Below are 26,268 nucleotides of genomic sequence, written 5' to 3' on the forward strand. Positions count from 1 at the left end.
TAACGCGATGTTGTCGCTGGTCACTTTTTTAGGCAGATAGATAAGCCTGAATTTTTTGTTGTAATTGTGCATTGGAAATATTGCCAGACAATCGCTCTACAATTTGACCATCTTGAAATATAAGCGTAGTAGGCAAACCAAGGACTTGATAGCGTAAGGTCAGAATGGAAGATAAATCTACATTCACTTTGCCAAATTTTACTGAGGCATCGAACTGCTGAGCAAGCTGTATAAAAAACGGTGCATTCTGCACGCAGGGCGTACACCAAGGTGCATAAAAACGAATCACCGCTAAGCCAATTTCGTATTCAAATTCACGGTAATTATTTTCGTTATATTCTACAATTTCTGACATTGCATACCCTTTATTCATGAGTGAAAACACCATGTGATTTGAATTATACCTAAGTTGATCTGGGTTTTAATGCATTACTGTTTTATGTTCAAATAGTCAGAATTCATTTAACAATTAATCAAGCAGGGATTTGTCATGACCGCAAGCACAATGCAGCAAATTATTATTACAGAACCAGGTGGGCCAGAAAAACTGGCCTATGAGACCGTGGCAATTCCAGCAGCGCAAGCCAATGAAGTTTTAGTGAAAGTTCATGCTTTTGGTTTGAATCGACCAGATATTTTACAGCGTCAGGGTTTGTACCCAATGCCGAAAGGGGTAACTCCTGTTCCAGGTTTGGAAGTTGCAGGTGAAGTAGTGGCTGTAGGGGCAGAGGTCAGCCAGTTTAAAGTGGGTGATCGTGTTTGCGGTTTAACCAATGGCGGCGGCTATGCAGAATATTGTGTAGTACCAGAAAGCCAAACTTTGACTATTCCTGCAGGCGTGAGTTTTGTGCAGGCTGCAGCGATTCCTGAAACATTTTTTACTGTGTGGGCAAATGTATTCCAAATGGGCAAAGCCAAAGCTGGCGAAACAGCACTTATTCATGGTGGCACCAGTGGCATTGGTACAACAGCATTAATGCTGTGTAATGCTCTCGGTTTAAAAACCTTTGCGACAGTGGGTTCAGATGAAAAAGTACAGGCAATTTCACACCTCACTACAGCAATTAACTATAAAACTCAGGACTTTGAGCAAGAAATTCAGGCTGCTACAGACAATGCTGGGGTTGATATTATTTTAGATATTGTCGGTGCGCCGTATTTAGAGCGTAATTTAAACTTATTACGTCGTGATGGCCGCTTGGTGTATATCGCATTTTTAGGTGGTGCAAAAGCCAAAGAGGTTAAGCTGGGTCAAATTATGATGAAACGTTTGACCATTACAGGCTCAACCATGCGTGCGCGCAACACGGCAGAAAAAGCAGAAATCACCAAAGGCTTACAAGAGACGGTATGGCCTTTATTGGAAAAAGGTGAATGCTTACCAATGATCTACAAAACATTTAAGTTTGATCAAATTCAGCAAGCCCATGCAGAAATGGACACAGGTGAGCATGTGGGTAAGGTTGTTGTAGAAGTACTTTAAGACTTTTCGTACATCATTCAAAAAAAACTGACCATGGGTCAGTTTTTTTATGCGTACAAATTTAGATACGATTTTTCAATAAAAATTACATTATGATTCTTCTAAATTTAATACTATTTTTCTAAGATTTACCAAAAAGTAAAATAATGGTGAACCATCCGACACAACCTGTCGAAAATGCGATGTATATTAATTCCAACCAAACAAATAAAGATTAAAAACATACCATCCTAACATTGCACAACAGAGGGCCAACATCATGAAAATTCTACCTTCTTTTTACAGTACTCAGCATAGTTTTGCTGCTTTGAAACGGTTGCACAAAAGCATTATTCGCAAGAAAATCAATTTAGGAGATTTACATCGCGTGTATAGTGCAATGCTACATTTAGAGCGTTATAACGCACGTTTAGATGCTGATAAGCGTGATAATTCATATTAAATTTTCACAGAAATTGGCAGTCTTTATTCATTGGTGCTAAAAATACGAGGTCGTTTTAATCTATATATTTAGTTGAATTTTCATTTTAAATTAAAGTCTTTATTATTTTTAATACGGTTATAGTGATAAAAAACAGTGCTATAGAAAAAAGCACAAAGAGGGTGTTATGAAATGTGTGAGTTCAACACATGAGCATTTGGCAGATCGACTTGCCAATATTTTAACCAAATTAAATGTAGGACATCAATTAAGTGTCAAGGAGTTGGCAGAAGAGTTTCAGGTCAGTACCCGAACCATCGAGCGTGATTTTGACCGTTTGAATGCATATTTGCCTCTGCTGCAAGACCAGCGCAGCAAGCGTTATTATTTAGATTCATCTTATTTAGGCCGTTTTAAATTGCAGGATATTCAGAACTTTGCTCAGTTGTCGGGCATCAGTGATTTATATCCTTCTTTGGACATCTCGTTTTTAAGGGAGTTAATGGATCATCGGGCAAACTTGGTGTTTTCAGCCAAAGGTTATCATTATGAAGACACCACTCAATACGCAGAACATTTTAAGGTTTTGACGCAAGCTATCCAGCAAAAGAAATCGGTTGCATTTGCCTATAAAAGGTAGCTTAAGAGAAGTGTTGCCATATCGTTTAATCCATCATCACGGCAATTGGTATTTGGCTGCAGTTGATCAAGACACTTTAAGGGTCTACCGTTTAAGCCGTATTGAACAGGTTGATCATACGCATATCGCCCAAGACTTTGAGCATCAGACTGAAATTTTGCAGCAGTTGGAAGATGAAGAGGGCATTTGGTTTGGGCATGACAAACAGGAAATCCGTTTATCGGTAGATGCAGAAGTTGCTTTGTATTTTAAACAGCGGCGACTGTTTCCAGAACAACAAATTCTTCAAGAAAAACCGTGTGGTGAGCTGCTCATTTCATGCCAAATCCGCCATGAAATGCAGCTATATCCTTTGGTGAGGTATTGGATTCCACATCTAAAAATTGTTGAACCGGCACATTTACAAGAGAATTTGCTCAAAGGCTTGAGCCATTATATTTGTTGATCTCAGGTTTTTTAGATGAGCAATGACTGTAAGGCGTTAAGATTACTGCTGATCTGTTCGATGTACTTTTACTTTACTGTTATCGCAGTAAAATTATTACAGCGGAATCTGTCGAGCTTTCGCTGAAATTGTGCGAAAATAGCGTTTTGCTCTTTTGTCTAAGGACAGTACATGATTGACCAATCTCCTGAATCATTAAGTGATATCGAAATACTCGACATTTTACAATCCATGAAAAGTGATGAATTGGATACAGAGGCAAAAGAGATTATCCGTAATGGTGGGAAAGCAGGTCGTCAGGAAGCGCATAAAGCTGCGTTGGTGGCACTGAATCAGTCTTTCGAAAGCAAGTTTGTTGAAGCGGTTAGTTTGGCTTTACAACTGAACGATGCACAAGCCAAAAAAATTCGTTATAAAAAAGACCGTGTACGTATTTTGAAAGTACGTGGCATAGATTATTTAGCCATTGATGGTGCTGAAACAGCACAAGTCTTGGCACAGATCGCACAGGCAATTGTGCGTGAAGATGCAACGGTTACCCATGATTTGCACAATATTTTCCCATTCTGGAAAGAAGGCTGGCCGATGGTGCAATTTGATAATGTTTATAAAATCTTAGCTGAAGATATTGCAATTCATTATCAAGCGGTATTAGATGAATTGATTAAGCAATACTAATATTTAGATTGTTCCCAATAAAAAAGCACTACATCATTTAAGATGTAGTGCTTTTTTATTATCGTGTTTAGCCCATAGTTATTCTTCTGTTGCTACAGCATTTGCGTTGTCCAAAGGTTCTACAATGCGCGTTACCAAGAGTTGGTCAATTTTAAAATGATCGACATCAACCACTTCAAATTTATAACCATCAAATAACACTGAGTCTGCAGGTCGTGGAATTTTTCGCAATTTGTACATCATAAAACCTGCAATAGTTTCATAGTTTTCATCATCGGGCATTTCATCAATTTGTAGCGCATGTTTAATGTCTTCAATTGGGGTGCTGCCATCAATCAACCACGAGTTATTGTCACGTTTAATAATTTGCTGGTCTTCTTCAATGGGTGTCACCCAATCGCCCATCACGGTAATCATAATATCCGACAGGGTAATCACACCGACAACCAAGGCATACTCGTTAATCACCACCGCAAATTTTTCTTTGGTGGAGCGAAAACGATCGAGTACTTCAGAAAGCGTGAGGGTATCTGGAATGGTCAAGACATTACGGATGGTGCTTTCATTCAGTTGCAGTAAAGATTGATTGTTTAGAATTCTGACCAAAATGTCTTTGGCATCCACATAACCAATCACATCATCAATATTTTCACTGCACACCAAAAATTTGGAATAGGGATATTCTGCAAGTTTTTGTCGAATACTGGCTTCTGATTCCTTTAAGGTAAAAAACACCACATTTTCACGTGTGGTCATACTTGAAGGCACGTTACGCTCTTCTAGTTCAAACACGTTTTCAATAAAGTGGTGTTCCTGTTTCTGCAAAACTCCAGCTTGCGCACCTGCATCCATGACAGCAGAAATATCATCAAAAGTAATGTTATCTTCACGGGTGGTATTGACTTTAAATAAACGGAACAGCACATTGGCAATGGCATTGATCATCCATGCCAATGGTTTGCAGACCCGAATAAAAATCTGAATGGGGTTAATAACCGCCACTGCAATTTTTTCAGGGGCAATCATGGCCAAGCGTTTAGGCATCAGGTCGGCAAATAAAATAAACAGCGACGTGACCAAGGTAAAAGAAAGTGCAAAACTGATGGTTTCTGCCCAAGGCCCTTGATAAAAGCGCATGACTAGGTTGTAGAAATAAGGACGAAATGCACCTTCACCTAAAATACCACCTAAAATTGCAACAGCATTTAAGCCAATTTGAGAGGCCGCAAAAAAGTCAGCCGAGTTTTCTTGTAGGTCTAATACTTTTTGGGCACGTTCATCGCCAGATTCGGCTAAAATTTTTAATTTAACTTTACGCGCACCTGCCAGTGCAATTTCGGTCAGGGATAAAAAACCAGCTCCGACAATGAGTATTAAGATAATAACGATATTCTGGAAGAGGCTCACGAATCCACCTGTGGATTATATTATTGTATCTATTACAAATTTGAATCTTTTAAAAATGCTGAGGAATACCGAAATATTCCTCATTTGAGTATAAGCTTTTACAAATAATAAGTTCAGTGAATTTTTAATTAATAGGCTGAAAATTGAGAGTTATTCATTAAAAACTCACGGTTTTCTTCCTCAATCATCTGACGTGCCACATATAAAATCAGTTGACGTAACCAGCGGTGCGCAGGGTGATGATGTAGCAACGGACACCATGCCATCTTCAATTCAAATTCTGGAATATAAAATGGGGGGTCTTTAATGAGTAAATTTTGGCTTTTGGCTTGTAAGCGTGCGATTCGGGTTGGCAGGGTAGCAACTAAATCGACATTAGAGGCAAGTAAAGCAGGCATTTGATAATGACGGGTAAATACCGAAATTTTACGTTTTTGGCCAATACGCTCTAATGCTTGGTCAATCCAACCTAAACCAGCCTGTTTTTCAGGATTTACGCCAAAGCCAACGCCCATACCAGTTTTAGAGACCCAAATATGCTGAGCATCTAAATAACTTTTTAAATTGAGATTATTGGCAGCAGGGTGTTTGTGATTGAGTAAGCAAGAGAAGCTGTCACGCCAGACTAAAACCTGATGAAAACTTTGCGGAATTTCATTAAAACGGTTAATCGCCAAATCAACTTTGCCTTGTTCCATGTCACGGTATGACACATCACTAGGCGTTAGAAAGTCGAGTACAACATTGGGTGCTTCAGAACGTAACGCTTTAACCAAACGTGGTACTAGTGTTGCTTCGGCATAGTCGGATGTCATAATCCGAAAAACACGATTAGAGGTATAAGGGCGGAATTCGGTACGGGGTTCCAGAATCATGGAAAGGTCAGACAAGGCATCACGAATACGCGGTTGTAGTTCTAGCGCGCGTTCGGTAGGGGTCATACCTTCAGAAGAACGAATTAGCAGGGGATCATTAAATAAATTGCGTAAACGACGTAAAATATTACTCATGGCAGGTTGGGTGACCCCTAATTGTTCTGCAGCACGTGTTACATTTTTTTCACGAAGTAAGACATCAAGATAAATTAATAGATTAAGATCAACCCGCTCCAGATTCATAAAATAAATACCGAAAATAAAATCAATAAATTATAGGGATTATGCCATAAGCTGTATGGCTTGTGTAGAAATTATGATGAAAAAAACGACGAGATAAACAGCAAAAATGGCAATAAAAACAGCCAAAGTCCTGACTATTTCTGAATGAAATATGTGTACAAGCGCATTACTTTTCTAATTGCAGTATTTTAAAAGCGTGTATGCCAATAAGCATTGGCAAAACTGATAATAAAACAAAGCTTTTGAGTGAAATCTATGCAGTTGTATTGAATTGAATATCATCAAATTTTATCTAAAAAATGGCAGAAATGGCCAATGCAAGTATTTTTTTAGAAACGCAAGACTTAAGTCTAATGAATAAATTATCTTCAAAAAGATGAATTTGTAAGCAAAGATATTTATGGTTTTTTAAAATTAATACAATTTAAAACAATGGTTTAGTTTTTTGTGAGCTTGTCAGAGTAAGACTTTGATCTATACATTTTTTTAAAAAATACCGAGAATTACACGAGAATATTGGATTAATTCATTCAGTCAATCTACTCTGTATTCATCGTAACGAAGTGCTCTAAATCTGAGCAATCAAGCATAAGCGCGATTTAGCCTTCGATTGATAAATCCTAAATAATATTACAGGGTAAAATATCATGTCTACATACCAAACAGCGATTGATGCAATCCGCGAATTAAAAGCAAAATTCGGCAACACTTGGGCAGACATCAGTCCTGAAGATGCTGCGCGTATGCAAATGCAAAACCGTTTCAAAACTGGTTTAGACATTGCTAAATATACAGCTGCGATTATGCGTCGTGATATGGCTGCTTATGATGCTGATTCAAGCAAATACACTCAATCTTTAGGTTGCTGGCACGGTTTTGTTGCGCAACAAAAAATGATTGCGAACAAAAAATACTTCGGTACTACTGAACGCCGTTATATTTACCTTTCTGGTTGGATGGTTGCTGCACTTCGTTCAGAATTCGGTCCTCTTCCTGACCAATCTATGCACGAAAAAACTTCTGTTCCTGCATTGATCGAAGAAATCTACACTTTCTTACGTCAAGCTGACGCAAAAGAATTAAACGATTTGTTCCGTGCACTTAAAAAAGCACAAGACGCTGGTGACACTGCTAAAGCTGCTGAAATCACTGCACAAATCGACAACTTTGAAACTCACGTTGTGCCAATCATTGCGGACATCGACGCTGGTTTCGGTAACGAAGAAGCAACTTACTTACTTGCTAAGAAAATGATCGAAGCGGGTGCTTGTGCACTACAAATCGAAAACCAAGTTTCTGACGCTAAACAATGTGGTCACCAAGCTGGTAAAGTAACTGTTCCACACGAAGACTTCATCGCTAAAATCCACGCTTTACGTTATGCGTTCTTAGAAATGGGTCTTGACGACGGTATCATCGTTGCACGTACTGACTCTGAAGGCGCTGACTTGACTCAAAAAATCCCAGTGGTTAAAGAGCCAGGCGACATCGCTTCTCAATACATCAGCTACTTAGACACTCAAGAAATTGACATCTCTGAAGCGAAAGAAGACGAAATTCTGATCAAGCGTGATGGTAAATTACACCGTCCTAAGCGTTTAGCTTCTGGCTTGTATCAATTCCGTGAAGGCACTCAAATTGACCGCGTTGTACTTGACTGTGTAACTAGCTTACAAAACGGTGCTGACCTTCTTTGGATCGAAACTGCGACTCCAAACGTAGAAGAAATTGCACACATGGTTAACCGTGTGAAAGAAGTTGTTCCAAATGCGAAGCTTGTTTATAACAACTCTCCATCGTTCAACTGGACTTTAAACTTCCGTCAACAAGCTTACGATCGTTGGGTTGCTGAAGGTAAAGACGTTTCTGCTTACGACCGTGCTAAATTAATGAGCGCTGAGTACGACAACACTGAATTAGCTGCTGATGCTGATGAAAAAGTTCGTACATTCCAAGCAGATGCTTCTCGTGAAGCAGGTGTGTTCCACCACTTGATCACACTTCCGACTTACCACACTGCTGCGCTTTCTACTCATGAGCTTGCAGAAGGTTACTTCGGTTCTGAAGGTATGTTGGCTTATGTTGCTGGCGTACAACGTAAAGAAATCCGTGGTGGTATCTCTTGCGTTAAACACCAAGCAATGGCTGGTTCTGACATCGGTGACGATCACAAAGAAATCTTCTCTGGTGACAACGCACTTAAAGCTGCGGACGAAGCTAAAAACACTATGAACCAATTCAACGCGTAATCGCTGAATGGTTTAAAAGAAAACCCTGCGTAAGCAGGGTTTTTTATGGCTGTTAAAAAGTGATGAAGCTATTTTTGAATAAAATTTTAATGAATCAAAGTTTTGCTTATTTAATTTTGATCACATCTGCTTGTACAGAAGCAGGGTAATGAAAAGATACTTTAATCCACTGTTTTTGCTGTGCTGGAATAGGCGATAAAAACTCAGGTTCAATCACTGCTGCGTATTCATGGTACTGTTGATCTACTAAAATCAAATCACTGGCATTGAGTTTAAGTGTCTGATCGGACTGGTTATGAATTGCTAAAAAATAATCGTGCGCAATCACAGGATCATTCAATTCTTTGATGGCAACACTTTGCACTTGTTCAGCTTGAATATTTACATGCTTCAGGGCATTGCTAACTTGCATATTTTCTACAGGGTGTAGAAGAACTTTTTTTGCAGCGTGTTGTGACTGTTGTTGCTGTAAGTGCAGTTCCAAACCATAAGTAGTCAATTGTATGGTCGCATAAGTGTGACCATTCTGCGTTTGCAGTAACCATTGATCTGCTGTACTAGTGGATGCTTCTTGATTTGATGAAGTCTTGGCAATGACTGCCTGAATATGTCCTGTCACATTATTTTCACGGCTTCGTTGCTTAAAACGTTGTACTTCATTGAGTTCAAAGCTTTGATCTTCATTCAAGCGTAAATGAATCACATGTTGCTCGCAGCGCTCACAAGGTAGCAGGGCTTTAAAATCCCCCGTCCATTGCCCAATCGTTTCTGTGCTAGACGCAGCAGTTTCAGTTTTAGCTAGGACTTGAGCTTTAGGCAAAATTTGGTTTTCAGGTGCAAATGCCGCCTGATTTTCCTGATGTTTTTCTGTTTGACCACAGGCAGATAGCAGCAAGGTGAGGGTGGTCAATGTGAGATGATAACGATTTAGCATACAAGCTAGAGATTCAGAGCTGTCTTGCTGTCACCTTAAACGTTCATGTCTAGTCTGAAAAGCAGATTCACGACATTTTTGCAGCAGATTTGTTGCAACTTATAACAAGTTAGATGCCGCAGTGACTTCACGAACCTTGTTATATCTTTCAAAGTGTCTAGGTTTTTCGTGCTGATGATCATGCCTTGATATTTTGACATGGTATTTAATTTTGCAAGGAACAAGTCAATAAATTGAATAACTTTGCGAAGAACTGGTTGTTCATCTCAAATTCATCATTTTTTTGTACATTTATATAGTAATTGTCTATTTATTATTTAAATGCTACTTTTATCTTGGTCAGCAGTTGCTAAAATTCGTCCACTTTATTTGGGGTATGTGGTTGTGTTTGAAAAATTAGCTGAGCGTAGCTTAAATTTAATGGGTTGGGAAATTGATAATCATTGTCCGTTGGAATTAGACCAATATGTCATGATTGCCGCACCGCATACCAGTAATTGGGATGCCCTGTATGCACGTTTGGGGCTTAAGGCTTTAGGTGTTAATGTTCGTCTGACCATTAAAGACAGCTATATGAAATTACCCTTTGGCCCTTTTGTTCGTGCCATGGGTGGAATTGGTATAGATCGTCGTCCTAAAGCACCTGGTGAAGCGCGTCCAAGTATGGTGCAGCTAATGACGGATTTATTTAAGACCCATCCGAAATTGGTCATGTTGGTCACGCCAGAGGCAACACGTGCGCGTCAGGAACAATGGAAAACAGGGTTTTATCACGTGGCTGTAAATGCAGGTGTACCTATTGCTTTGGCATATATGGACTATGCAAAAAAGAAAACAGGTATAGGTAAAATTATTTTTCCTACGGATGATTATGAAAAGGACATGGCTGAAATTATGGCATTTTATGCACAAATTGAAGCTAAATTTCCTGAAAACTTTAGTGTGGATACACGTTACTATTCAGAGTAAGCGATGGTATCAACATTCAAATTGAATGTCTCAATTGAAAAGACAGGGCATTAGCCCTGTCTTACTTTAAAGCGTGGGTTAGATTTGCAGATCACAAATAATTTGCCACGACGTTTTACAATTTGGCAATCACCGCGTGACTTTGCACTTTTTAATGAAGATCGAACTTTCATACGTTTTAAAACACTCAATATTGTAATGTTATAATATTGCATATTTAAGCGGATTTGAAAAGCAGAAATTGTTGCGCTTGTGGTATTTGTATCTATACAGTGGTGAGTAAAAGAAAACAGCCTGAAGCAAATAACAAGCTCAGCACAATTTGTTTAAATTGCTTTTCAGAAATTTTATAAAATAATTTTGCACCTAAAATTGCTGGCAGGCTCACACTGATGATAATTACTGCCATGTAGGGCAATTGTGTTGTGTCTAAGTGACCTTGTATAGCATAAGCCAACAGTGTAAAAAGCTGAATGGCAAAGTTAAAGTGTCGCAGAATATAGCGTTGTTGTTCTTTACTAAGATTTTTTAGCATGACCCATGCAGAAGGTACCGAACCGCAAAATCCACCTAAACCGCCTAAAATACCGCCAATAAAACCAATAGTGCTATCGGCAATTTTTCCTGAGCGTTGAATGGCTGGAATTTGAGGGTTAAGCAGCATAATTGGGCACCACAACACTAAAAATAAGCCTAAAATTATTTTAAAGGTTTCGGCATTGAGCACATTTAGCAAATACGTTCCCAAAGGGACACCAATAAAACCTGCAATGAGATAAGGCAAAATTAGCTGTTTGCTGAGTTGATGTGGTTGTTCATTATACAGTGAAATTAAATGGCTCCACACGGACGCAAACACCACCAAGGGCGCAGCCAATTGTGGTGGGAGTACCCAAACCCAAAATGACATTGCCACCAAGGCAAAAGCAAAGCCAGTCAAGCCTTGAATAAAACCTGCAATGATCGCACCTAAGATAAACAGTAACCAAGTCATAAGGATGCTCATCTAAGTGTTAAAGGCTCGTTAGTGGTATTCATACATTTAAAAATACCAGTAAATCTGCATGGTGAAAGAAAGGTATAAACGATAAATTCAGCCCAATTTAAGCCGTAGTCTTTCTATATAAGCCTGCACGAACTGTACCTGCTTTGGTATCTTTTATTTTTTGCCAGCTATTTGGTAGTTTTAAGATGTTTAAATCCCGATCTGCTTCAACATAAATCAAAGCATTTTCTGCAATGAGCGGATCACTTAAATGTGACAACTCTTCCCATAAATCTAGACTATACGGCGGGTCTAAAAAGACCAAATCAAACTGACCTTTTAGTGAGTTTAAGGCCTGTTGTGCTGTACTGACTTTGAGTTGCGCCTGTGCTTTAGTGACACGTAACAACTCTAAATTCTGTTGTAGAAATTCAGCCTGCGTACGATTTGGCTCAATCATCACTACTTGTGCTGCACCACGTGAAAGTGCTTCAAAGGCCAAAGCACCTGAGCCCGCGCAAAGGTCTAAAACTTTACTATTTTGCACATCCCACATCAGCCAGTTAAATAAGGTTTCTCGCACACGGTCAGGGGTCGGGCGTAGTCCTTCAATAGAGGCAAATGCCAATTGGCGACGTTTCCATTCTCCACCAATAATACGCAGTTGATTTTTCATAATTTAATCACTCTCTACGGGTGTTGCTGGAGATGCTGATGTTGCTGATGGATTTGACACAGCTGGCTGAGATTGAACTACAGCGCTCGGATTTGTGGATGAGCGAGTTGTTGCAGCAGGTGAGGCTGTTGTTGCTGTATTGGTTGGGTTGGCAGATGGCACAACTGTTGATGTCACTTCACCGCTTGGCAATTCGCTCGGTTTTAAACCTGCTGTCATTAAACCACCGCTGACTTGTGCAGCAGAAGGGCGAATAGGCTTTTTATCTTTATTGAGTAACCAGTAATCCAAAATTGGACGCGCCAAGGCTGTTGCGGCAGAACCACCACGGCCATTTTCAAGAATAATTGCAATGGCAATCTCCGGGTTTTCCGCAGGGGCAAAGCCGACAAACAAGCCATGGTCAAGCTGACGATCTGTCAACAATGCTTCATTATAGCGTTTACCCTGTGCAATACTTTTAACCTGTGCTGTGCCTGTTTTGCCTGCAACAGAATATTGCAAACCACTTTTGATTCCTTTACCTGTGCCTGATTGAATCACATCAACCATAGCTTCACGCATTTTAATCCAGTCTTCTTCAGTACCATTAAAGTCAATTTTACCGTTGGTGCCATTGTGAACTTTAAAAGGTTTTGCACCACGGCTTTCACGTAGTACGTGTGGTGTAACTTTAAAGCCTTTGTTGGCGGTGATGGCGGTGGCCATCGCCAATTGTAAAGGGGTAGAAGTGAAGGCGCCTTGTCCAATGCTGACGGAAATGGTTTCACCTTTCATCCACTTGGCTTTACGAGTACGCATTTTCCAATCAGGGTTTGGATACAAGCCTGTGCTTTCACTTGGTAGGTCTACTCCAGTTTTTTCACTAAAGCCAAACTGACGCATCCAATCGTTCATTTTTTCAATGCCCATACGATAGGACAGTACATAGAAATATGTATCGCAGGACACGACTTGGGCTTTATGCATATCGACAATGCCATGTCCAGATTTTTTATGGTCACGGAAACGGTGGCTGTCACCCGGTAAAGTAAAATAGCCATAATCTTGAATGGCAGTTTTCCAGTCGACATAACCATAGTGAATACCACCAAGGCCAAACATGGGCTTAATGGTCGAACCAGGTGGATAAACCCCTTGTACTGCACGGTTATACAGTGGCTGATCTAAATTATCACGCAGGGCAGAGTAGTCAGTATGACTGATGCCTGTGACAAATAAATTGGGGTTAAAACTTGGGCTAGAGACTAAAGCTAAAATTTCACCTGTACGTGGGTCAAGTGCCACAATTGCACCACGGCGTTCTGCCAGTTGTTCAGAGGCGACCACTTGCAAGCCATAATCCAATGACAAAAACAAATCATTGCCACGTACAGGGTCTTTGCGTCCTAAATTGCGCAGTACATTCCCGTGTGCATCGGCTTCTACAGATTCATTGCCTGGAACTCCGTGCAGCAAATGCTCATAAGATTTTTCCACCCCAATTTTGCCAATCAGGTTGGTGCCTGCATAAGCATCCTTATCAATTTCTTTCAGTTCTTTATCATTAATACGCCCGACATAACCAATCACATGCGCAAATAGCTCGCCATGTGGGTAGTAACGCGTCATTTGAGTTTCAATATTGACCCCTGGGAATTGAAACTTCACTTCACTAAAGCGGGCAATATCGGATTCATTTAAATTCAGCTTGATCGATACACGTTCAGTTTTACGTGAAGTTTTAATCCGACTTTTAAAGCGATCGATATCTTCTTCTGTCAGTTGTAAAACAGGTGTCAGTCGCGCAATGGTATCGTCAATATCTTCAACATCTGCACGGCTTAAAGTGGCTGAGAACACAGGGTAGTTATCTGCCAATAACACACCATTGCGGTCATAAATATAACCACGTGCAGGTGCGAGTGGTTGTAGCCGAATTCGGTTTTTATCTGATGCAGTCGCAAATTCATCGTAGCCGCTAATTTGTAAAAAGGCATAACGAGCCACCAACAGCAGCAAGAAAAAAACCACAACACCCACCGAAAAAAAGATGCGATTGCGAAAAATACGCTTCTCTTGCTGAGCATTTTTTAACGGATAGTGTTGTTTCATACAAAAATTGGCTTAACAAAAATGAGGGAGAACGAATTTGGACTATTCTAACGCATCTATTGGCAATTTTGAGTAACCATGTTTGACTGAATTGCCCGATTTAACCTAGAAGATGGGCGCAATCTTAATTTTTGACTTTAGCGACATCAAAATTGTAATTTGCTGTATATAAGAATCCTGACAATTCTGCTAGAGTCAACACACGAAAACAGGACTGTTTTTAAAATTAAAACAAATGGACACTGGTGACAATAATGACAAAAGTCTATTCTTTCGTGGCATTACTTGCCTTTTCAAGTTTTAGCTTTGCTGGGAACACTACTTTTTTACCTGAAGCAAAAATTAGCGCAGATAGCGCAAAAACCTGGAATGTAGGGGCGGGTATTACCCAAAAATTACTGCATTTGAATGGTGAATGGGTCAATCCTTATGGCATTGCCTATCTAAAAGCGGGGGCTTTTTTAAATGGTGACCATGAAGTCGGTGGGCAAACAGGTTTTCGTTACCCATACCACCTCACAGGTAAAGACAAAAATGGTTATTATATTGGCGCTTACGCAGGACACCTAGAATCTAAATGGGTGGATGGTGAAGAAAAAGCGCGTTTAGGTGCAGGCATTGATCTGGCTTATGTATTACTGAGCCCTGAACGCATCAGTAGCTTTAGTGTTGGCATTGGCGCAGGTGAAAAATTGGAAGATCGACAAGGGCGAGTGATTGCGGAAACTGAGCCTAGACTACAATTTTCCTATACGCTCAGTATGGGTTTGTAGCCAAAATAGTCGAACGAAAATACTTTAGAATCTTGTAATTAGAACTAAATATGGAAAAAATGCATGCTTGAGTACGTCAATCAGTTGTGGCAAACCTTTTTGAATCGTCCAGATTTTTGGGCCGTGCTCAGTATTATTCCTGTGACTGCTTTTGTGACTTGGGCGCACGTGTGGATGGCACTAAAAATGGTGTTCTATCCAATTAGCTTTTGGGGCTTTCACCTTGGGCCTATTCCTGTGGGATGGCAGGGGATTGTACCGCGTAAAGCAGGGCGTATTTCAGGCATCATTACCGATAACACATTGTCAAAATTAGGTTCATTGCGTGAGTTTCTCAATGCTATGGACCCTGAAGATATGGCGCGTATTATTGGTGAGCAAGTGGGTTTTGAACTTGAGCACTTAATTGATGAGGTCATGTTAGACCGCAATGCTGTGCTTTGGGAAAACCTACCGTATTCGATTAAACGCCGTATTTACGCACAGGCGCATAAACAATTGCCAGGTGTGCTGCGTGAATTGGTGACTGAACTGACCTTGAATGTTGAATCCTTGGTGGATATGCGTGAAATGGTGGTCAGCCAAATGGAAGGTGATCGCCGCTTAATGGTGCGTATGTTCCTAAAAGTCGGTCAAAAAGAAATTAACTTTATTTGGCATATCAGTGCATTGATTGGGATGTTCTTTGGTATTTTCCAAATGATTGTTTGGTTTCTTGTACCATGGCACTGGACGGTTCCATTTTGGGCGGCAATTTGGGGCTTCTTGACCAACTGGATTGCGATTTGGATGGTATTTAACCCAGTCGAACCACATTACGTGAAATATCCGCAGTTCTTTAAATTGACTGAAAATCGTCAATTTCCATGGATTAAGCCAGTGATTCCACGCATTGGGACTTATAATATTCAGGGTGCGTTCATGAAACGCCAAGAAGAAGTCTCGGATGTGTTTGCAACGGTAGTCACAGAAGATCTGATTACGTTAAAATCGATTATGACTGAAATGATGTATGGCAGTAAAAAAGACAAAACCCGCCGTATTGTCAAACGCCACATCAACGAAATTATGGAAACACCATTGGTTCGTACCTCTTTACAGTTGTCTTTGGGGCCAAAAGAGTATGCCAAACTCAAGACTGACTTGATTGATCGTTCGATTGAAATTACGATGGTGCCTGTATGCGACCCTGCCTTTAATGCGAGCCGTGCACAGAAAATTTATCAAATGTTCAGAGATCGTATTCGTGAACTGACGCCAAAAGAATTCCAGAATCTCTTGCGTCCTGCCTTTCAGGAAGATGAGTGGATTTTAATTGTCTTGGGTGGTGTAACTGGTTTTATTGCTGGTTTAATACATTTGTTTGTCGCTTTCTTATAAGAGGATGCTGGCTGCGTAAAGGGCGATGGCTCTGATATGCAACGAGTGTCAAATACATTGTTAAAATGAGGATGTTTTTTTATGCGCATTATCTTACTCGGACCACCTGGAGCAGGTAAAGGTACACAAGCTCAGTTGATCTGTAAGCGCTACAATATCCCACAAATTTCAACCGGTGATATGCTCCGTGCTGCAATTCGTGAAGGTACTGAATTAGGTCTACAAGCCAAAAGCGTCATGGACGGTGGCGGTTTGGTATCTGATGAATTAATCATTGGCTTAGTGAAAGAGCGTATTGCGCAGCCAGATTGCGTGAATGGTTGTATTTTTGATGGTTTCCCTCGCACCATTCCACAAGCTGAAGCTTTGGAAAGCGAGGGCATCAATATCGACCACGTGATTGAAATTGATGTTGCAGACGAAGAAATCGTACAGCGTTTGTCTGGTCGTCGTCAGCACCCTGCATCTGGTCGTATTTATCACCTTGTTTACAACCCACCAAAAGTGGAAGGTAAAGATGACGAAACTGGCGAAGATTTGGTTCAACGTCCAGATGACCAAGAAGAAACTATTCGTAAACGTTTAAAAGCGTATCACTCAGAAACTGAGCAATTGGTTGGCTTCTATCAAGGTCGTGCTGCTTCTGGTGAAAATGCACCAAGCTATAACAAATTGAATGGTCTTCGTCCAATTGAAGAAGTTCAAGCAGATTTGTTTGCTATTTTAGACCAAGCAAAATAAGTCTAGGTCTTAGACCAAGTCTGTTTAAAAGAAAATAAAATCGTTTAAACAGGCTGCTTGTTTTGACTTTAAAAGAGTCCTGATTCATATTAGGGCTCTTTTTATTTGTTTCAGTTTGGGAGAGTGCTTTGCAACATGCTGCTGTGATCATCATGTTATTGGCAAGTATTGCCGTTTTAGGCTTTCTTGTTTTTGTGAGCTATAAATTGTTGCGCAATACGCAAGCGCAAGATTCAGCAGAGAAGAAAACTGGCAATCACTATCAACTGCATCCGAAATTGAAGCAACAACAAAGCGAGCAGTCATCTCATACATCAGACCCTGAAGATAAGTAGATTTATTCATGCTGTGATTGTGTATAGATTGCACAGTTATCCACATTGTCTTCGTTGTTTGGCACAGTCTGTTTATTGAAACGCTTAGTTAGAGATTGCTCAAGCTAGATTTCGTGCATTGTAATACTGCGATGTGCCCCAAATTCAAAGCGATCAGGCCAATTACAAACATCAGACACCACACATTCCCCACATTTAGGTTTGCGGGCAATACAACAATAACGGCCATGCAAAATCAGCCAATGATGCGAGTCAATTAAAAATTCTTTAGGAATAACTTTAATCAGACGGTGTTCAACTTCTAAAACATTTTTACCCATAGCCAAACCTGTACGGTTACCTAAGCGGAAAATATGCGTATCTACGGCCATAGTCGGTTGTCCAAAAGCGGTATTTAGTACCACATTGGCTGTTTTACGACCCACGCCGGGCAGAGCTTCTAAATCGGCTCGATTATTCGGCACGATACTGCCATGTTTTTCGATCAGAATTTTACAGGTTTTAATGACATTTTCTGCTTTGGAATTATATAGTCCAATGGTTTTAATATATTCCTTTAGGCCATCTACACCTAAGGCATAAATCGCTTCAGGTGTGTTGGCAACAGGAAACAATTTGTCAGTGGCTTTATTGACACTGACGTCCGTAGCTTGAGCCGATAAAGTCACGGCAATCAATAATTCAAAAGGATTGGAAAAATTAAGCTCAGTGGTTGGGGTAGGGCGCTGCTCACGCAAGCGTTCAAAAAAAGTCTGAATCTGTTTTTTGGTCATGTTTTTTGAAGATTTTTCTTTGACCGTAACCGTTTTTTTTGACGCTTCTTTAACAGGCTTGGCTTTTAAAGTCGTGCTTTTTAAGGACATGTTTATGCTCCTAATTCACGTAATTGTTGTTGTAAATTGGCAAGCATGACACGTTTTTTCTCATCTTCACGCACGCTCAGTTGTTTTTCTAACTTTTTAATTTGTGTGCGTAATTTTGCAAGTTCAATGGTGGTTTGCGCATCGGCTGTGGAAATTTGTTCCGTTTTTTGCACAGGTAATTCAATCACAGGTACAGCCACATTTGCTTGTGCTGTAAATTGAGCAAACAGTTCTGTATCAATTTCTGCACGTACCACAGGGCCTTTGCGGTGTAAACGACGTTGTTCTTCACGTTGAATGTGTGCGTAGTAGCGTTGACGTAAATCATGCTGTTCTGCCACACGTGCGCTTTCAGACAGCAAGGGTTGGGTATCTTCAACTAAATCGATGCAATCGACTGGACAAGGTGGAATGCAGAGTTCACAACCTGTACATAAGTCGGTCAAAATGCTGTGCATAAGTTTGCCTGAACCTAAAATTGCATCTACAGGGCAGGCATTAATACATTTGGTGCAGCCAATGCATTCATCTTCACGTATAAGCGCTTTCATACGTTGTGGGCGTCCATCTGCCTGCACAGGCCAAACACTGGCTTCTGCGGTCAATACAGGCCGTTGTAATAAAGCTGCCAAGGCATCCGCAACAGGTTGTCCACCAGGTACGCATTTATTGGCCGCTTCACCTTCAGCGATCGCTTTGGCATAAGGTAAACAACCATCACGATGCCCGCATAAACCGCATTGGGTTTGTGGAAGCAGCGCATCAATATTTTGGATCAGGGCAATTTGCGAATTCATGGACAAACCAATACCGCCTAAACAGCAGTAGAAAACGGAAGATAAAACGAGGTCAAAATTCTAGGTCGATGATTTTAGCACGATTTCTGCTTTTAGGCTTGTGCGCAAATTCAGTACAATTACTGCTAGCTTTTTGGGCGAAAATGCTCAAAACTATGAATTAATTTGTTACATTAACTTATAGGCTTAACACGCTAAAAAATAAGTTAAATTTATGAAAATACAAATGTTTTAAAGTTTTTTGAAAAAAACTATTGTAGATTGTTAACAAAAGATATTTAATATTTTGCGCCAAAATATATCATTGATTGAAATTTTGACCAATTTTGATCCATTTTCTGCTGAGGATTAAGCGTTGAAATACAACAGCCTTAACGAATTCCTAGATTACGTTAAAACACGTGATGCACATCAACCAGAGTTTCTACAAGCTGTAGAAGAAGTAATGACTAGCCTTTGGCCATTCATTGAAAAGAACCCTCAATATGCAGCACATGGTTTGCTTGAGCGTTTGGTTGAGCCTGAGCGTGCGATTCAATTCCGCGTTTCATGGGTAGATGACCAAGGTCAAACTCATGTAAACCGTGCATTCCGTGTACAGTACAACTCAGCAATTGGTCCATTTAAAGGGGGAATGCGTTTCCACCCTTCAGTGAACTTATCTATTTTAAAATTTTTAGGTTTTGAACAAACCTTTAAAAACGCTTTGACTACATTGCCAATGGGCGGTGGTAAAGGCGGTTCAGACTTTGACCCTAAAGGTAAGTCTGAAGGCGAAATCATGCGTTTCTGCCAAGCGTTGATGATCGAGTTATACCGTCATTTAGGTTCTAACACAGATATCCCTGCGGGTGATATTGGTGTGGGTGGCCGTGAAGTAGGTTACATGGCGGGTATGATGAAGAAGCTCAGCAATGACACTTCATGTGTATTCACAGGTAAAGGTTTGTCTTTCGGTGGTTCTTTGGCGCGTCCAGAAGCAACGGGTTACGGTACTGTGTATTTCGCTGAGGAAATGCTCAAAACACGTGGCGATAGCTTCAAAGATAAAGTCGTTGCAATTTCAGGTTCAGGCAACGTAGCACAATTCGCTGCAGACAAAGCGATGTACTTGGGCGCGAAAGTCGTTTCACTTTCTGACTCAAACGGTACTGTGTACGTAAAAGAAGGTTTCACACCAGAATTACTTTGTGAAGTAATGGAACTTAAAAACGTAAAACGTGGTCGTATTTCTGAATTTGCGTCTAAACACGGTTTTGAATATCTTGAAGGTCAACGTCCTTGGGGGATCAAGTGTGACATCGCATTACCATGTGCAACTCAAAATGAGTTGAATGGTGATGATGCAGCAACTTTACTTGCGAATGGCACAATCTGTGTGGCTGAAGGTGCGAACATGCCTTCAACTTTAGAAGCTGTTGAGAAATTCGTAGAAGCGAAAATCTTATACGCACCAGGTAAAGCATCGAATGCGGGTGGTGTGGCAACTTCTGGTCTTGAAATGTCTCAAAACGCAATCCGTTTAGGTTGGACGTTTGAAGAAGTTGATGAGCGCTTACATGCAATCATGAAAGAAATTCACCGTAACTGCGTGAAATACGGTACTCAAGAAGATGGTACTATTAACTATGTAGACGGTGCGAACATTGCTGGTTTCGTAAAAGTTGCCGATGCAATGCTGTCTCAAGGTGTATTCTAAGCTATTCGCTTAAATAGACTTTCAAAAAACCGATGCAAGATTGCATCGGTTTTTTATGGGACTCAGATTTTCAAATTGCTAAAACTCGCTATAAGTTGTCGTCAAAATCCAAAACATAGCTCATTTAAAATAATACTTTTTCACCTGTTTAGGTTAGGGCTTAATCAAAACGGTAAATGTCCATGCCAAGTGAGCCCATACTAAAACTGCTGTGCACAATACTAAAACGATCTCCCGTACCCATCGCAAAAAATAAAGGGGCAAAATGCTCAAGGGTTGGGTGATTACGCGCAACATAAGGTAAATTCTGCCAGTCGAGCACTGCATCATAATCACTGTGGCCTAAATGCTGTACCACACGGTTGCGGAAGCTAGAGGCCCATTCAGGTACAGTTGCATCAGCCGTGTGCCATGACAATTCACGTAAGTTATGGGTAATACTGCCTGAGCCGATCAGCAAGATTTGTTGCTCACGTAAAGGAGCAAGGCTTTGACCAATCTGATAAATCTGTTCTGCGCTCATATTTATTGGCAGCGAAACCGCAATCACAGGAATATTGGCATCGGGATACATGTGCAACAACGGCATCCACACCCCATGGTCATGCGGTCGGGTGCTGTTGGCATGCGCAGCAAAGCCTGCATCCGCCAGGCGTTGTAAAATATCTTCGGCAAGTTCTGGTAAGCCCGGAGCAGGGTAGCGCAGGGCGTATAATTCTTCAGGAAAGCCACGGAAATCGTGCCATGTTTCAGGGCGAATACCTGTATTGACTTCTAAAGAATTACTTTCCCAGTGTGCAGACATTACGACTATGGCCTGCGGTGTTGGCAAATTAGAACTTAAACGATGCAGCGCAGGCCCAACCTGTTCAGGATTGAGTGCCAACATGGGTGAACCATGCGAGATAAATAAACCGGGTAATGTCTGTAAGTTCATGCCAAAATCCCTAAAAGCCTGTGCCTTGCTAGCATCTCAAAAAAAGCAGATGAGTGAAATGTACTTTTATTCAACGCTATGTTGCAGCTTTGCAACGTCACTTGAATTGAAGATGTTTCGGTATCTCAAAGATGAATTATGATCGTATTTAACCTGCACGATGATAAGGATGATTGTGGTTAATGCTCATGGCGCGGTATAGCTGTTCAATGAGCATTACACGAACCAGTGGATGTGGTAGGGTCAGTTTAGACAGCGACCAATGCCAAGCTGCGGCTTTACGTACCGCTTCAGAATGACCATCTGGGCCACCAATTGCCAAGACTACATCATTACCCTCTAGCATCCACCCTTTCATCGTATCTGCCAGTTTTTCAGTACTAAATTCTTTGCCACCGACTTCTAACGCAATCAACACTTCATTGGCTTTCATTGCATTTAAAATACTGTCGCCCTCAATTTGACGATATTTCAAAATGTCAGCTTCAGAGTCATTTTTGCCTCGCTTTGCCATAGGGAGTTCAATAATTTGGGTCTGAACAAACGGTTGAATGCGTTTGAAATAGTCTTCAAAACCGGTTAATACCCAAGCTGGCATTTTTTGTCCGATGGTCAGAATTCGAATTTTCATAAGCGAGTGCAAGCGGTCAGTATTAAGAATCTCGCATTATAACCATGATTCAACACAAGCGCTGTGTAACGACACAATTTGCAATTGAATTTGCCAACAGGCTGTTGCTTTAATACTCAGCAATCCTCAGGGCTTTATTTTGGAATGGAATCATCACAATGCGCGCTTTACATGTTCAGCGTTTAAATTTAGGCATGCTTGGCATTGCTATGGTTGGGATGATCTCTCCAGCATTTGCTGGAACGGCACATTCAGAAGCAGAGCCACAGAATTTAACTGTATATCTGCAGCAGGTGATTGGGCAGCAGGGCATTGGCAGTTCCGAGCAGTATCGACACCATAAAAATGTAAACGAACTAAATCGCGTGTCGGCTTGGATTCGTGAACAAATGCGTGTATTTGGCATACCCTGTCAGTTTCAGAATTATACGGTCAATCAACAAACTTACCGCAATGTAGTGTGCAAATTAAACGTAGGTGCGGCTAAAAAAACAATTTTTGGTGCGCATTACGATGTGTATGGACAGCAGCAGGGCGCAAATGATAATGCTTCTGGTGTGGCTGGGGTACTGGAAACAGCCCGAATTTTGGCACAGGAAAAAAACAAACTGAGCCAAAATGTTGAGTTTGTCTTTTATACTTTGGCGGAGCCACCATTTTTTAAAACGGAGTTGATGGGCAGTTTTGTACATGCCAAATCGGTACAGGCTGAAAAAGAAAAGATTCGTGCAGTCTTTGTGCTGGATATGATTGGTTATTATGATAGCAATTTGGTGCAGAATTACCCGATTGGTTTAAAGTGGATTTATCCAAGTCATGGCAACTTTATTGCGGCATTCAGCAATATGCAGTCGCGTGATCTAAGCTTGGCTTATTGCGATGCCATGCTGCGTTTGGATCAGTTGCAATGTGAGCGTGTGGTGGCTCCCAGCTTTGTAAAAGGCATGGATGTTTCAGATCAGTTAAATTATTGGAAATATGATATTCCAGCTATTTTAATTACCGATACAGGCAGCTATCGCAATCCGCAACGACATAGCGCTGCAGACACGGTGAAAACGCTGAATGTGGAAAAAATGGCTGCTGTGGTGAATGGCTTGGTTCAGCAAGTATTACAGCCTTGATCGGATAATCTTCGTGTATAAAAAACGCAGCCCTGAATAGTACTAGGACTGCGGTTAAAAGGTCATCCACCTGGAGATATGGATGACCAGACCATAAAGCAAGCTATAATTTAAGGCTGCTAGATCAATTTAAAATGGGTCTATCCATACAGACCCAACAATAAGAAACATACAGCGCGATGTGTCTTACTTAAATATATGTGGATGCTTTGCCTATTTTTCAAGCAAATGGTGTGAAATAAATTTTAAATGTTTAAAAATTAAGAAAAATTTTTGGTTTTAAACCAATAGCACTAACAACAAAAGAGCACCGCAGTGCTCTTTTGTGAAGTTCTCATGTTCAAGCAGGCCGTTGACTTAGTGACGTGCTGCTTTACCTGCTGCCACAGGCTTCACAATTGGAGCCTTAGTCAAAGGTTTTGGCATACTGGTCAGTGCCAAAGGCAAGATTTCATCAATGCTTTTCACAGCTTTAATTTCCAAGCCTTCTTTGACATTGTCTGGAATTTCAGACAAGTCACGCACGTTTTCCTGAGGAATGAAGACCAACTTGATGCCACCACGGTGTGCTGCAAGCAGTTTTTCTTTCAAGCCACCAATGCGCATTGCACGACCACGCAAGCTAGTTTCACCTGTCATGGCAATGTCAGGGCGAATTGGAATACCTGTGAAGGCAGATACCAATGCTGTAGTCAGCGCCAAACCTGCCGATGGGCCATCTTTTGGTGTTGCACCTTCAGGTAAGTGTACGTGAACATCAGTTTCAGCAAATACAGTCGCTTCAATGCCTAGACTGTCAGCACGGGTACGCACGACGGTCATAGCCGCTTTGATTGACTCTTGCATGACATCACCCAATGAACCTGTGGTAATGAAATTGCCTTTGCCTTTCATGGTAGCGACTTCAATGGTGAGTAATTCACCACCCACTGAAGTCCATGCCAAGCCATTTACACGACCGACTTCTGCTTCTTCTTCCGCCATGCCATAGTCAAACTTGTGTGGACCAAGATAGTCTGGCAAGTTTTGAGAAGTGACATCAATCTCAAGGTTTTTAGCTTTTTTGCTGACCGCTTCTTTAACCACTTTACGGGCAATTTTTGACACTTCACGTTCTAGGCTACGCACACCTGCTTCACGCGTATAGCGTTGCACGATGTCACGAATCGCTTCTTCATGAACAGTCAATTCTTTAGCACGTAAGCCATTATTTTTGATGGCCTTCGGTACAAGATAGCGTTCTGCAATATTCACTTTTTCATCTTCGGTATAACCCGGCAGACGAATAACTTCCATACGATCTAATAACGCTTCAGGAATGTTCATGCTGTTGGCAGTACAAATGAACATCACTTCTGACAAGTCTAAGTCCAGATCTAAGTAGTGATCGTTAAACTTGTTGTTTTGTGATGGGTCAAGTACTTCAAGCAAAGCAGAAGCAGGGTCGCCACGGTAGTCCTGTGCCATTTTGTCAATTTCATCGAGCAAGAACAGTGGGTTTTTTACACCCACTTTGGTCAATGACTGCACAATTTTACCTGGCATCGCACCAATATAAGTACGACGGTGACCACGAATTTCAGCTTCATCACGCACACCGCCCAAAGCCATACGCACAAACTCACGGCCTGTTGCTTTGGCAACCGATTCACCCAGAGAAGTTTTACCTACACCTGGAGGGCCAACCAAGCACAGAATAGGGCCTTTGAGCTTTTTCACGCGAGATTGCACAGCAAGATATTCCACAATACGGTCCTTGACTTCATCTAGACCGTAATGATCGGCATCTAAAATTTCCTGAGCTTTGTTCAGGTTGATGCTGACTTTGCTGGCTTTGTTCCATGGTGTATCTAAAATGACTTCTAGATAGTTACGCACCACTGCCGCTTCGCTAGACGCAGGTTGCATCGCTTTAAGTTTACGGAACTCAGCTTCTGCTTTTTTACGTACATGCTCAGGCAAGTCAGCTTCAGCCAAACGTTTTTCAATCTCAGCGACATCATCTTCTGCACCGCCATTCATATCTGACAGTTCGCGTTGAATGACTTTCATCTTCTCGTTTAAGAAGTATTCACGCTGATTTTTTTCCATCTGGCGTTTCACTGAGTCATGCAACGTTTGCTCAATCTGTTGTTCTTCAGACTGTTGCAAGAGATACGTCATCAATTCAGTTAAGTGCGCTTCAAATTCATCGTGTTCGAGGAATTTTTGCTTCACATCAATATTCAGTGGCACACGTGTGGCAACAAAGAACAATAACTGTAATAAGTCATCAATTTTATTGGCTGCTGCGATCAGCTCACGTGCATTGCGTAATTTTGCTTCTGCATATTGCGCAAATAGGGCACGGAGTTCTTGCAGGCGAGTGGCTTGAGTGTTTTCATCAATCGCCACAGTCATTGAGCTTAAGCTGTGCTCAGCAGTCAAATACGCGTCTTCATCAATAATTTTTTCGAGTTTGGCGCGGTATAAGCCTTCAATCAGCACTTTGATACAGTTTTCATCATTTTCGTGATTCACAACTTGCACAATCTTCGCGACAGTACCGTATTGATATAAATTGTCGTGATCAATTTCTTCTGTAAGCGAATCTTTTTGCGCAACTACAAATACTAGATTGTCACTGTTACGAGCCACATCAACTGCATTGATCGATTTTTCACGACCTACAAATAGCGCAATTTGCATGTGCGGATAAACCACCACATCACGTAGCGCTAAAAGCGGTAATACACTTGGAACCTGAGGCTCTAAGGTTTCTTGATTCATAATAATTTCAGACATGGGCACTCCTAATGAGTGACAACGGTGTTGCCATGTTTTTAATAGTGATGGGTATTTTTTAAAATACAAGGGCAGGTCAACACAAATTGTTTAAAAAGTAGCTAA

23 protein-coding genes and 2 pseudogenes are annotated in these 26,268 nt (G+C 41.0%); 12 read left to right on the forward strand and 13 right to left on the reverse strand.

Annotated features, from left to right (window positions below; genetic code table 11):
• Positions 1-28 precede the first annotated feature (28 nt).
• Positions 29-355 (reverse strand): thioredoxin family protein, encoded by a 327-nt coding sequence (locus HHA41_RS03870; RefSeq protein WP_168417878.1) that lies wholly within the window; start codon positions 353-355, stop codon positions 29-31.
• A 135-nt stretch (positions 356-490) separates the two neighbouring features.
• On the opposite strand from HHA41_RS03870, the gene HHA41_RS03875 reads away from it, so the two are divergent.
• The 4 genes and pseudogenes from HHA41_RS03875 to HHA41_RS03890 all read left to right on the forward strand — a co-directional run bounded on the left by HHA41_RS03875 (position 491) and on the right by HHA41_RS03890 (position 3,667).
• Positions 491-1,483 carry an NAD(P)H-quinone oxidoreductase gene (locus HHA41_RS03875; protein ID WP_168460604.1) on the forward strand — a complete coding sequence of 331 codons (993 nt, stop codon included), beginning with the start codon at positions 491-493 and terminating at the stop codon, positions 1,481-1,483.
• A gap of 259 nt (positions 1,484-1,742) precedes the next feature.
• Complete coding sequence (locus HHA41_RS03880) at positions 1,743-1,925, forward strand: hypothetical protein (RefSeq protein ID WP_168417835.1); 183 nt, start codon at positions 1,743-1,745, stop codon at positions 1,923-1,925.
• A 166-nt stretch (positions 1,926-2,091) separates the two neighbouring features.
• Positions 2,092-2,989: pseudogene (locus HHA41_RS03885) on the forward strand (WYL domain-containing protein).
• 171 nt (positions 2,990-3,160) lie between these two features.
• Positions 3,161-3,667, forward strand: a complete 507-nt coding sequence (locus HHA41_RS03890) for a hypothetical protein (RefSeq protein WP_168460605.1) — start codon at positions 3,161-3,163, stop codon at positions 3,665-3,667.
• 78 nt (positions 3,668-3,745) lie between these two features.
• Here HHA41_RS03890 and HHA41_RS03895 read toward each other — a convergent pair whose 3' ends face one another.
• Both HHA41_RS03895 and HHA41_RS03900 read right to left on the reverse strand, forming a co-directional pair.
• Complete coding sequence (locus HHA41_RS03895) at positions 3,746-5,074, reverse strand: hemolysin family protein (RefSeq protein WP_168460606.1); 1,329 nt, start codon at positions 5,072-5,074, stop codon at positions 3,746-3,748.
• A gap of 128 nt (positions 5,075-5,202) precedes the next feature.
• Positions 5,203-6,192, reverse strand: coding sequence for a LysR family transcriptional regulator (locus HHA41_RS03900; protein WP_168417831.1), 990 nt, complete (start codon positions 6,190-6,192; stop codon positions 5,203-5,205).
• A 647-nt stretch (positions 6,193-6,839) separates the two neighbouring features.
• On the opposite strand from HHA41_RS03900, the gene HHA41_RS03905 reads away from it, so the two are divergent.
• A complete protein-coding gene (locus HHA41_RS03905) occupies positions 6,840-8,441 on the forward strand; it encodes an isocitrate lyase (RefSeq protein ID WP_168417830.1) in 1,602 nt (533 codons plus the stop codon).
• Positions 8,442-8,547: 106 nt separating this feature from the next.
• On the opposite strand, the gene HHA41_RS03910 is transcribed toward HHA41_RS03905, so the two are convergent.
• On the reverse strand, positions 8,548-9,375 hold the full coding sequence (locus tag HHA41_RS03910; RefSeq protein ID WP_168460608.1) for a copper resistance protein NlpE N-terminal domain-containing protein: 828 nt from the start codon (positions 9,373-9,375) through the stop codon (positions 8,548-8,550).
• A gap of 384 nt (positions 9,376-9,759) precedes the next feature.
• Here HHA41_RS03910 and HHA41_RS03915 point away from each other — a divergent pair, with 384 nt between their 5' ends.
• On the forward strand, positions 9,760-10,344 hold the full coding sequence (locus tag HHA41_RS03915; RefSeq protein ID WP_286429693.1) for a 1-acyl-sn-glycerol-3-phosphate acyltransferase: 585 nt from the start codon (positions 9,760-9,762) through the stop codon (positions 10,342-10,344).
• Between the two features lie 50 nt (positions 10,345-10,394).
• On the opposite strand, the gene ykgO is transcribed toward HHA41_RS03915, so the two are convergent.
• The 4 genes from ykgO to mrdA form a co-directional block, all read right to left on the reverse strand.
• Positions 10,395-10,517, reverse strand: coding sequence for a type B 50S ribosomal protein L36 (gene ykgO, locus HHA41_RS03920; protein WP_084792804.1), 123 nt, complete (start codon positions 10,515-10,517; stop codon positions 10,395-10,397).
• Between the two features lie 92 nt (positions 10,518-10,609).
• Positions 10,610-11,338 (reverse strand): sulfite exporter TauE/SafE family protein, encoded by a 729-nt coding sequence (locus tag HHA41_RS03925; RefSeq protein ID WP_019837835.1) that lies wholly within the window; start codon positions 11,336-11,338, stop codon positions 10,610-10,612.
• A 109-nt stretch (positions 11,339-11,447) separates the two neighbouring features.
• The gene (gene rsmD, locus HHA41_RS03930; RefSeq protein WP_168417826.1) at positions 11,448-12,005 is read right to left on the reverse strand and encodes a 16S rRNA (guanine(966)-N(2))-methyltransferase RsmD; all 558 of its coding nucleotides are present in this window, start codon (positions 12,003-12,005) and stop codon (positions 11,448-11,450) included.
• A 3-nt stretch (positions 12,006-12,008) separates the two neighbouring features.
• Positions 12,009-14,099 carry a penicillin-binding protein 2 gene (gene mrdA, locus HHA41_RS03935; RefSeq protein ID WP_168417825.1) on the reverse strand — a complete coding sequence of 697 codons (2,091 nt, stop codon included), beginning with the start codon at positions 14,097-14,099 and terminating at the stop codon, positions 12,009-12,011.
• Between the two features lie 254 nt (positions 14,100-14,353).
• Here mrdA and HHA41_RS03940 point away from each other — a divergent pair, with 254 nt between their 5' ends.
• The 4 genes from HHA41_RS03940 to HHA41_RS03955 all read left to right on the forward strand — a co-directional run bounded on the left by HHA41_RS03940 (position 14,354) and on the right by HHA41_RS03955 (position 17,328).
• A complete protein-coding gene (locus HHA41_RS03940; protein WP_004970721.1) occupies positions 14,354-14,872 on the forward strand; it encodes a hypothetical protein in 519 nt (172 codons plus the stop codon).
• Positions 14,873-14,935: 63 nt separating this feature from the next.
• Positions 14,936-16,252, forward strand: a complete 1,317-nt coding sequence (locus HHA41_RS03945) for a hypothetical protein (RefSeq protein WP_004970719.1) — start codon at positions 14,936-14,938, stop codon at positions 16,250-16,252.
• A gap of 81 nt (positions 16,253-16,333) precedes the next feature.
• A complete protein-coding gene (gene adk / locus HHA41_RS03950) occupies positions 16,334-16,993 on the forward strand; it encodes an adenylate kinase (RefSeq protein WP_004970717.1) in 660 nt (219 codons plus the stop codon).
• Between the two features lie 128 nt (positions 16,994-17,121).
• On the forward strand, positions 17,122-17,328 hold the full coding sequence (locus tag HHA41_RS03955; RefSeq protein WP_168417824.1) for a hypothetical protein: 207 nt from the start codon (positions 17,122-17,124) through the stop codon (positions 17,326-17,328).
• Between the two features lie 104 nt (positions 17,329-17,432).
• On the opposite strand, the gene nth is transcribed toward HHA41_RS03955, so the two are convergent.
• Together nth and HHA41_RS03965 are read right to left on the reverse strand one after the other, a co-directional pair.
• A complete protein-coding gene (gene nth / locus HHA41_RS03960; protein WP_168460621.1) occupies positions 17,433-18,101 on the reverse strand; it encodes an endonuclease III in 669 nt (222 codons plus the stop codon).
• Positions 18,102-18,193: 92 nt separating this feature from the next.
• Positions 18,194-19,009: pseudogene (locus tag HHA41_RS03965) on the reverse strand (RnfABCDGE type electron transport complex subunit B); the annotation flags it as partial.
• A gap of 334 nt (positions 19,010-19,343) precedes the next feature.
• Here HHA41_RS03965 and gdhA point away from each other — a divergent pair.
• Entirely contained in the window at positions 19,344-20,687 is a 1,344-nt protein-coding gene (gene gdhA, locus HHA41_RS03970) for an NADP-specific glutamate dehydrogenase (protein ID WP_168417822.1), read from the forward strand.
• Between the two features lie 160 nt (positions 20,688-20,847).
• On the opposite strand, the gene HHA41_RS03975 is transcribed toward gdhA, so the two are convergent.
• A complete protein-coding gene (locus HHA41_RS03975) occupies positions 20,848-21,624 on the reverse strand; it encodes a class III extradiol ring-cleavage dioxygenase (protein ID WP_168460611.1) in 777 nt (258 codons plus the stop codon).
• A gap of 148 nt (positions 21,625-21,772) precedes the next feature.
• Entirely contained in the window at positions 21,773-22,255 is a 483-nt protein-coding gene (gene rlmH, locus HHA41_RS03980; protein WP_168460612.1) for a 23S rRNA (pseudouridine(1915)-N(3))-methyltransferase RlmH, read from the reverse strand.
• Between the two features lie 158 nt (positions 22,256-22,413).
• Here rlmH and HHA41_RS03985 point away from each other — a divergent pair, with 158 nt between their 5' ends.
• A complete protein-coding gene (locus HHA41_RS03985; RefSeq protein WP_168460614.1) occupies positions 22,414-23,379 on the forward strand; it encodes a M28 family peptidase in 966 nt (321 codons plus the stop codon).
• 357 nt (positions 23,380-23,736) lie between these two features.
• Here the strand turns inward: HHA41_RS03985 and lon are convergent, their stop codons facing one another.
• Positions 23,737-26,163, reverse strand: a complete 2,427-nt coding sequence (gene lon / locus HHA41_RS03990) for an endopeptidase La (protein WP_168417818.1) — start codon at positions 26,161-26,163, stop codon at positions 23,737-23,739.
• Between the last annotated feature and the right edge of the window lie 105 nt (positions 26,164-26,268).

The sequence above is a fragment of the Acinetobacter sp. A1 genome, assembly GCF_012371315.1.
Lineage (GTDB): Bacteria > Pseudomonadota > Gammaproteobacteria > Pseudomonadales > Moraxellaceae > Acinetobacter.

What these genes read in the sequence shown, in the direction of transcription:
- mrdA (WP_168417825.1), bottom strand. Translation starts at nt 14,099, where the DNA reads ATGAAACAACACTATCCGTTAAAAAATGCTCAGCAAGAGAAGCGTATT.
- HHA41_RS03880 (WP_168417835.1), top strand. Translation starts at nt 1,743, where the DNA reads ATGAAAATTCTACCTTCTTTTTACAGTACTCAGCATAGTTTTGCTGCT.
- nth (WP_168460621.1), bottom strand. Translation starts at nt 18,101, where the DNA reads ATGACCAAAAAACAGATTCAGACTTTTTTTGAACGCTTGCGTGAGCAG.
- HHA41_RS03870 (WP_168417878.1), bottom strand. Translation starts at nt 355, where the DNA reads ATGTCAGAAATTGTAGAATATAACGAAAATAATTACCGTGAATTTGAA.
- rlmH (WP_168460612.1), bottom strand. Translation starts at nt 22,255, where the DNA reads ATGAAAATTCGAATTCTGACCATCGGACAAAAAATGCCAGCTTGGGTA.
- HHA41_RS03975 (WP_168460611.1), bottom strand. Translation starts at nt 21,624, where the DNA reads ATGAACTTACAGACATTACCCGGTTTATTTATCTCGCATGGTTCACCC.
- adk (WP_004970717.1), top strand. Translation starts at nt 16,334, where the DNA reads ATGCGCATTATCTTACTCGGACCACCTGGAGCAGGTAAAGGTACACAA.
- HHA41_RS03875 (WP_168460604.1), top strand. Translation starts at nt 491, where the DNA reads ATGACCGCAAGCACAATGCAGCAAATTATTATTACAGAACCAGGTGGG.
- HHA41_RS03900 (WP_168417831.1), bottom strand. Translation starts at nt 6,192, where the DNA reads ATGAATCTGGAGCGGGTTGATCTTAATCTATTAATTTATCTTGATGTC.
- ykgO (WP_084792804.1), bottom strand. Translation starts at nt 10,517, where the DNA reads ATGAAAGTTCGATCTTCATTAAAAAGTGCAAAGTCACGCGGTGATTGC.
- lon (WP_168417818.1), bottom strand. Translation starts at nt 26,163, where the DNA reads ATGTCTGAAATTATTATGAATCAAGAAACCTTAGAGCCTCAGGTTCCA.
- HHA41_RS03905 (WP_168417830.1), top strand. Translation starts at nt 6,840, where the DNA reads ATGTCTACATACCAAACAGCGATTGATGCAATCCGCGAATTAAAAGCA.
- HHA41_RS03945 (WP_004970719.1), top strand. Translation starts at nt 14,936, where the DNA reads ATGCTTGAGTACGTCAATCAGTTGTGGCAAACCTTTTTGAATCGTCCA.
- rsmD (WP_168417826.1), bottom strand. Translation starts at nt 12,005, where the DNA reads ATGAAAAATCAACTGCGTATTATTGGTGGAGAATGGAAACGTCGCCAA.
- HHA41_RS03925 (WP_019837835.1), bottom strand. Translation starts at nt 11,338, where the DNA reads ATGACTTGGTTACTGTTTATCTTAGGTGCGATCATTGCAGGTTTTATT.
- HHA41_RS03910 (WP_168460608.1), bottom strand. Translation starts at nt 9,375, where the DNA reads ATGCTAAATCGTTATCATCTCACATTGACCACCCTCACCTTGCTGCTA.
- HHA41_RS03890 (WP_168460605.1), top strand. Translation starts at nt 3,161, where the DNA reads ATGATTGACCAATCTCCTGAATCATTAAGTGATATCGAAATACTCGAC.
- HHA41_RS03940 (WP_004970721.1), top strand. Translation starts at nt 14,354, where the DNA reads ATGACAAAAGTCTATTCTTTCGTGGCATTACTTGCCTTTTCAAGTTTT.
- HHA41_RS03985 (WP_168460614.1), top strand. Translation starts at nt 22,414, where the DNA reads ATGCGCGCTTTACATGTTCAGCGTTTAAATTTAGGCATGCTTGGCATT.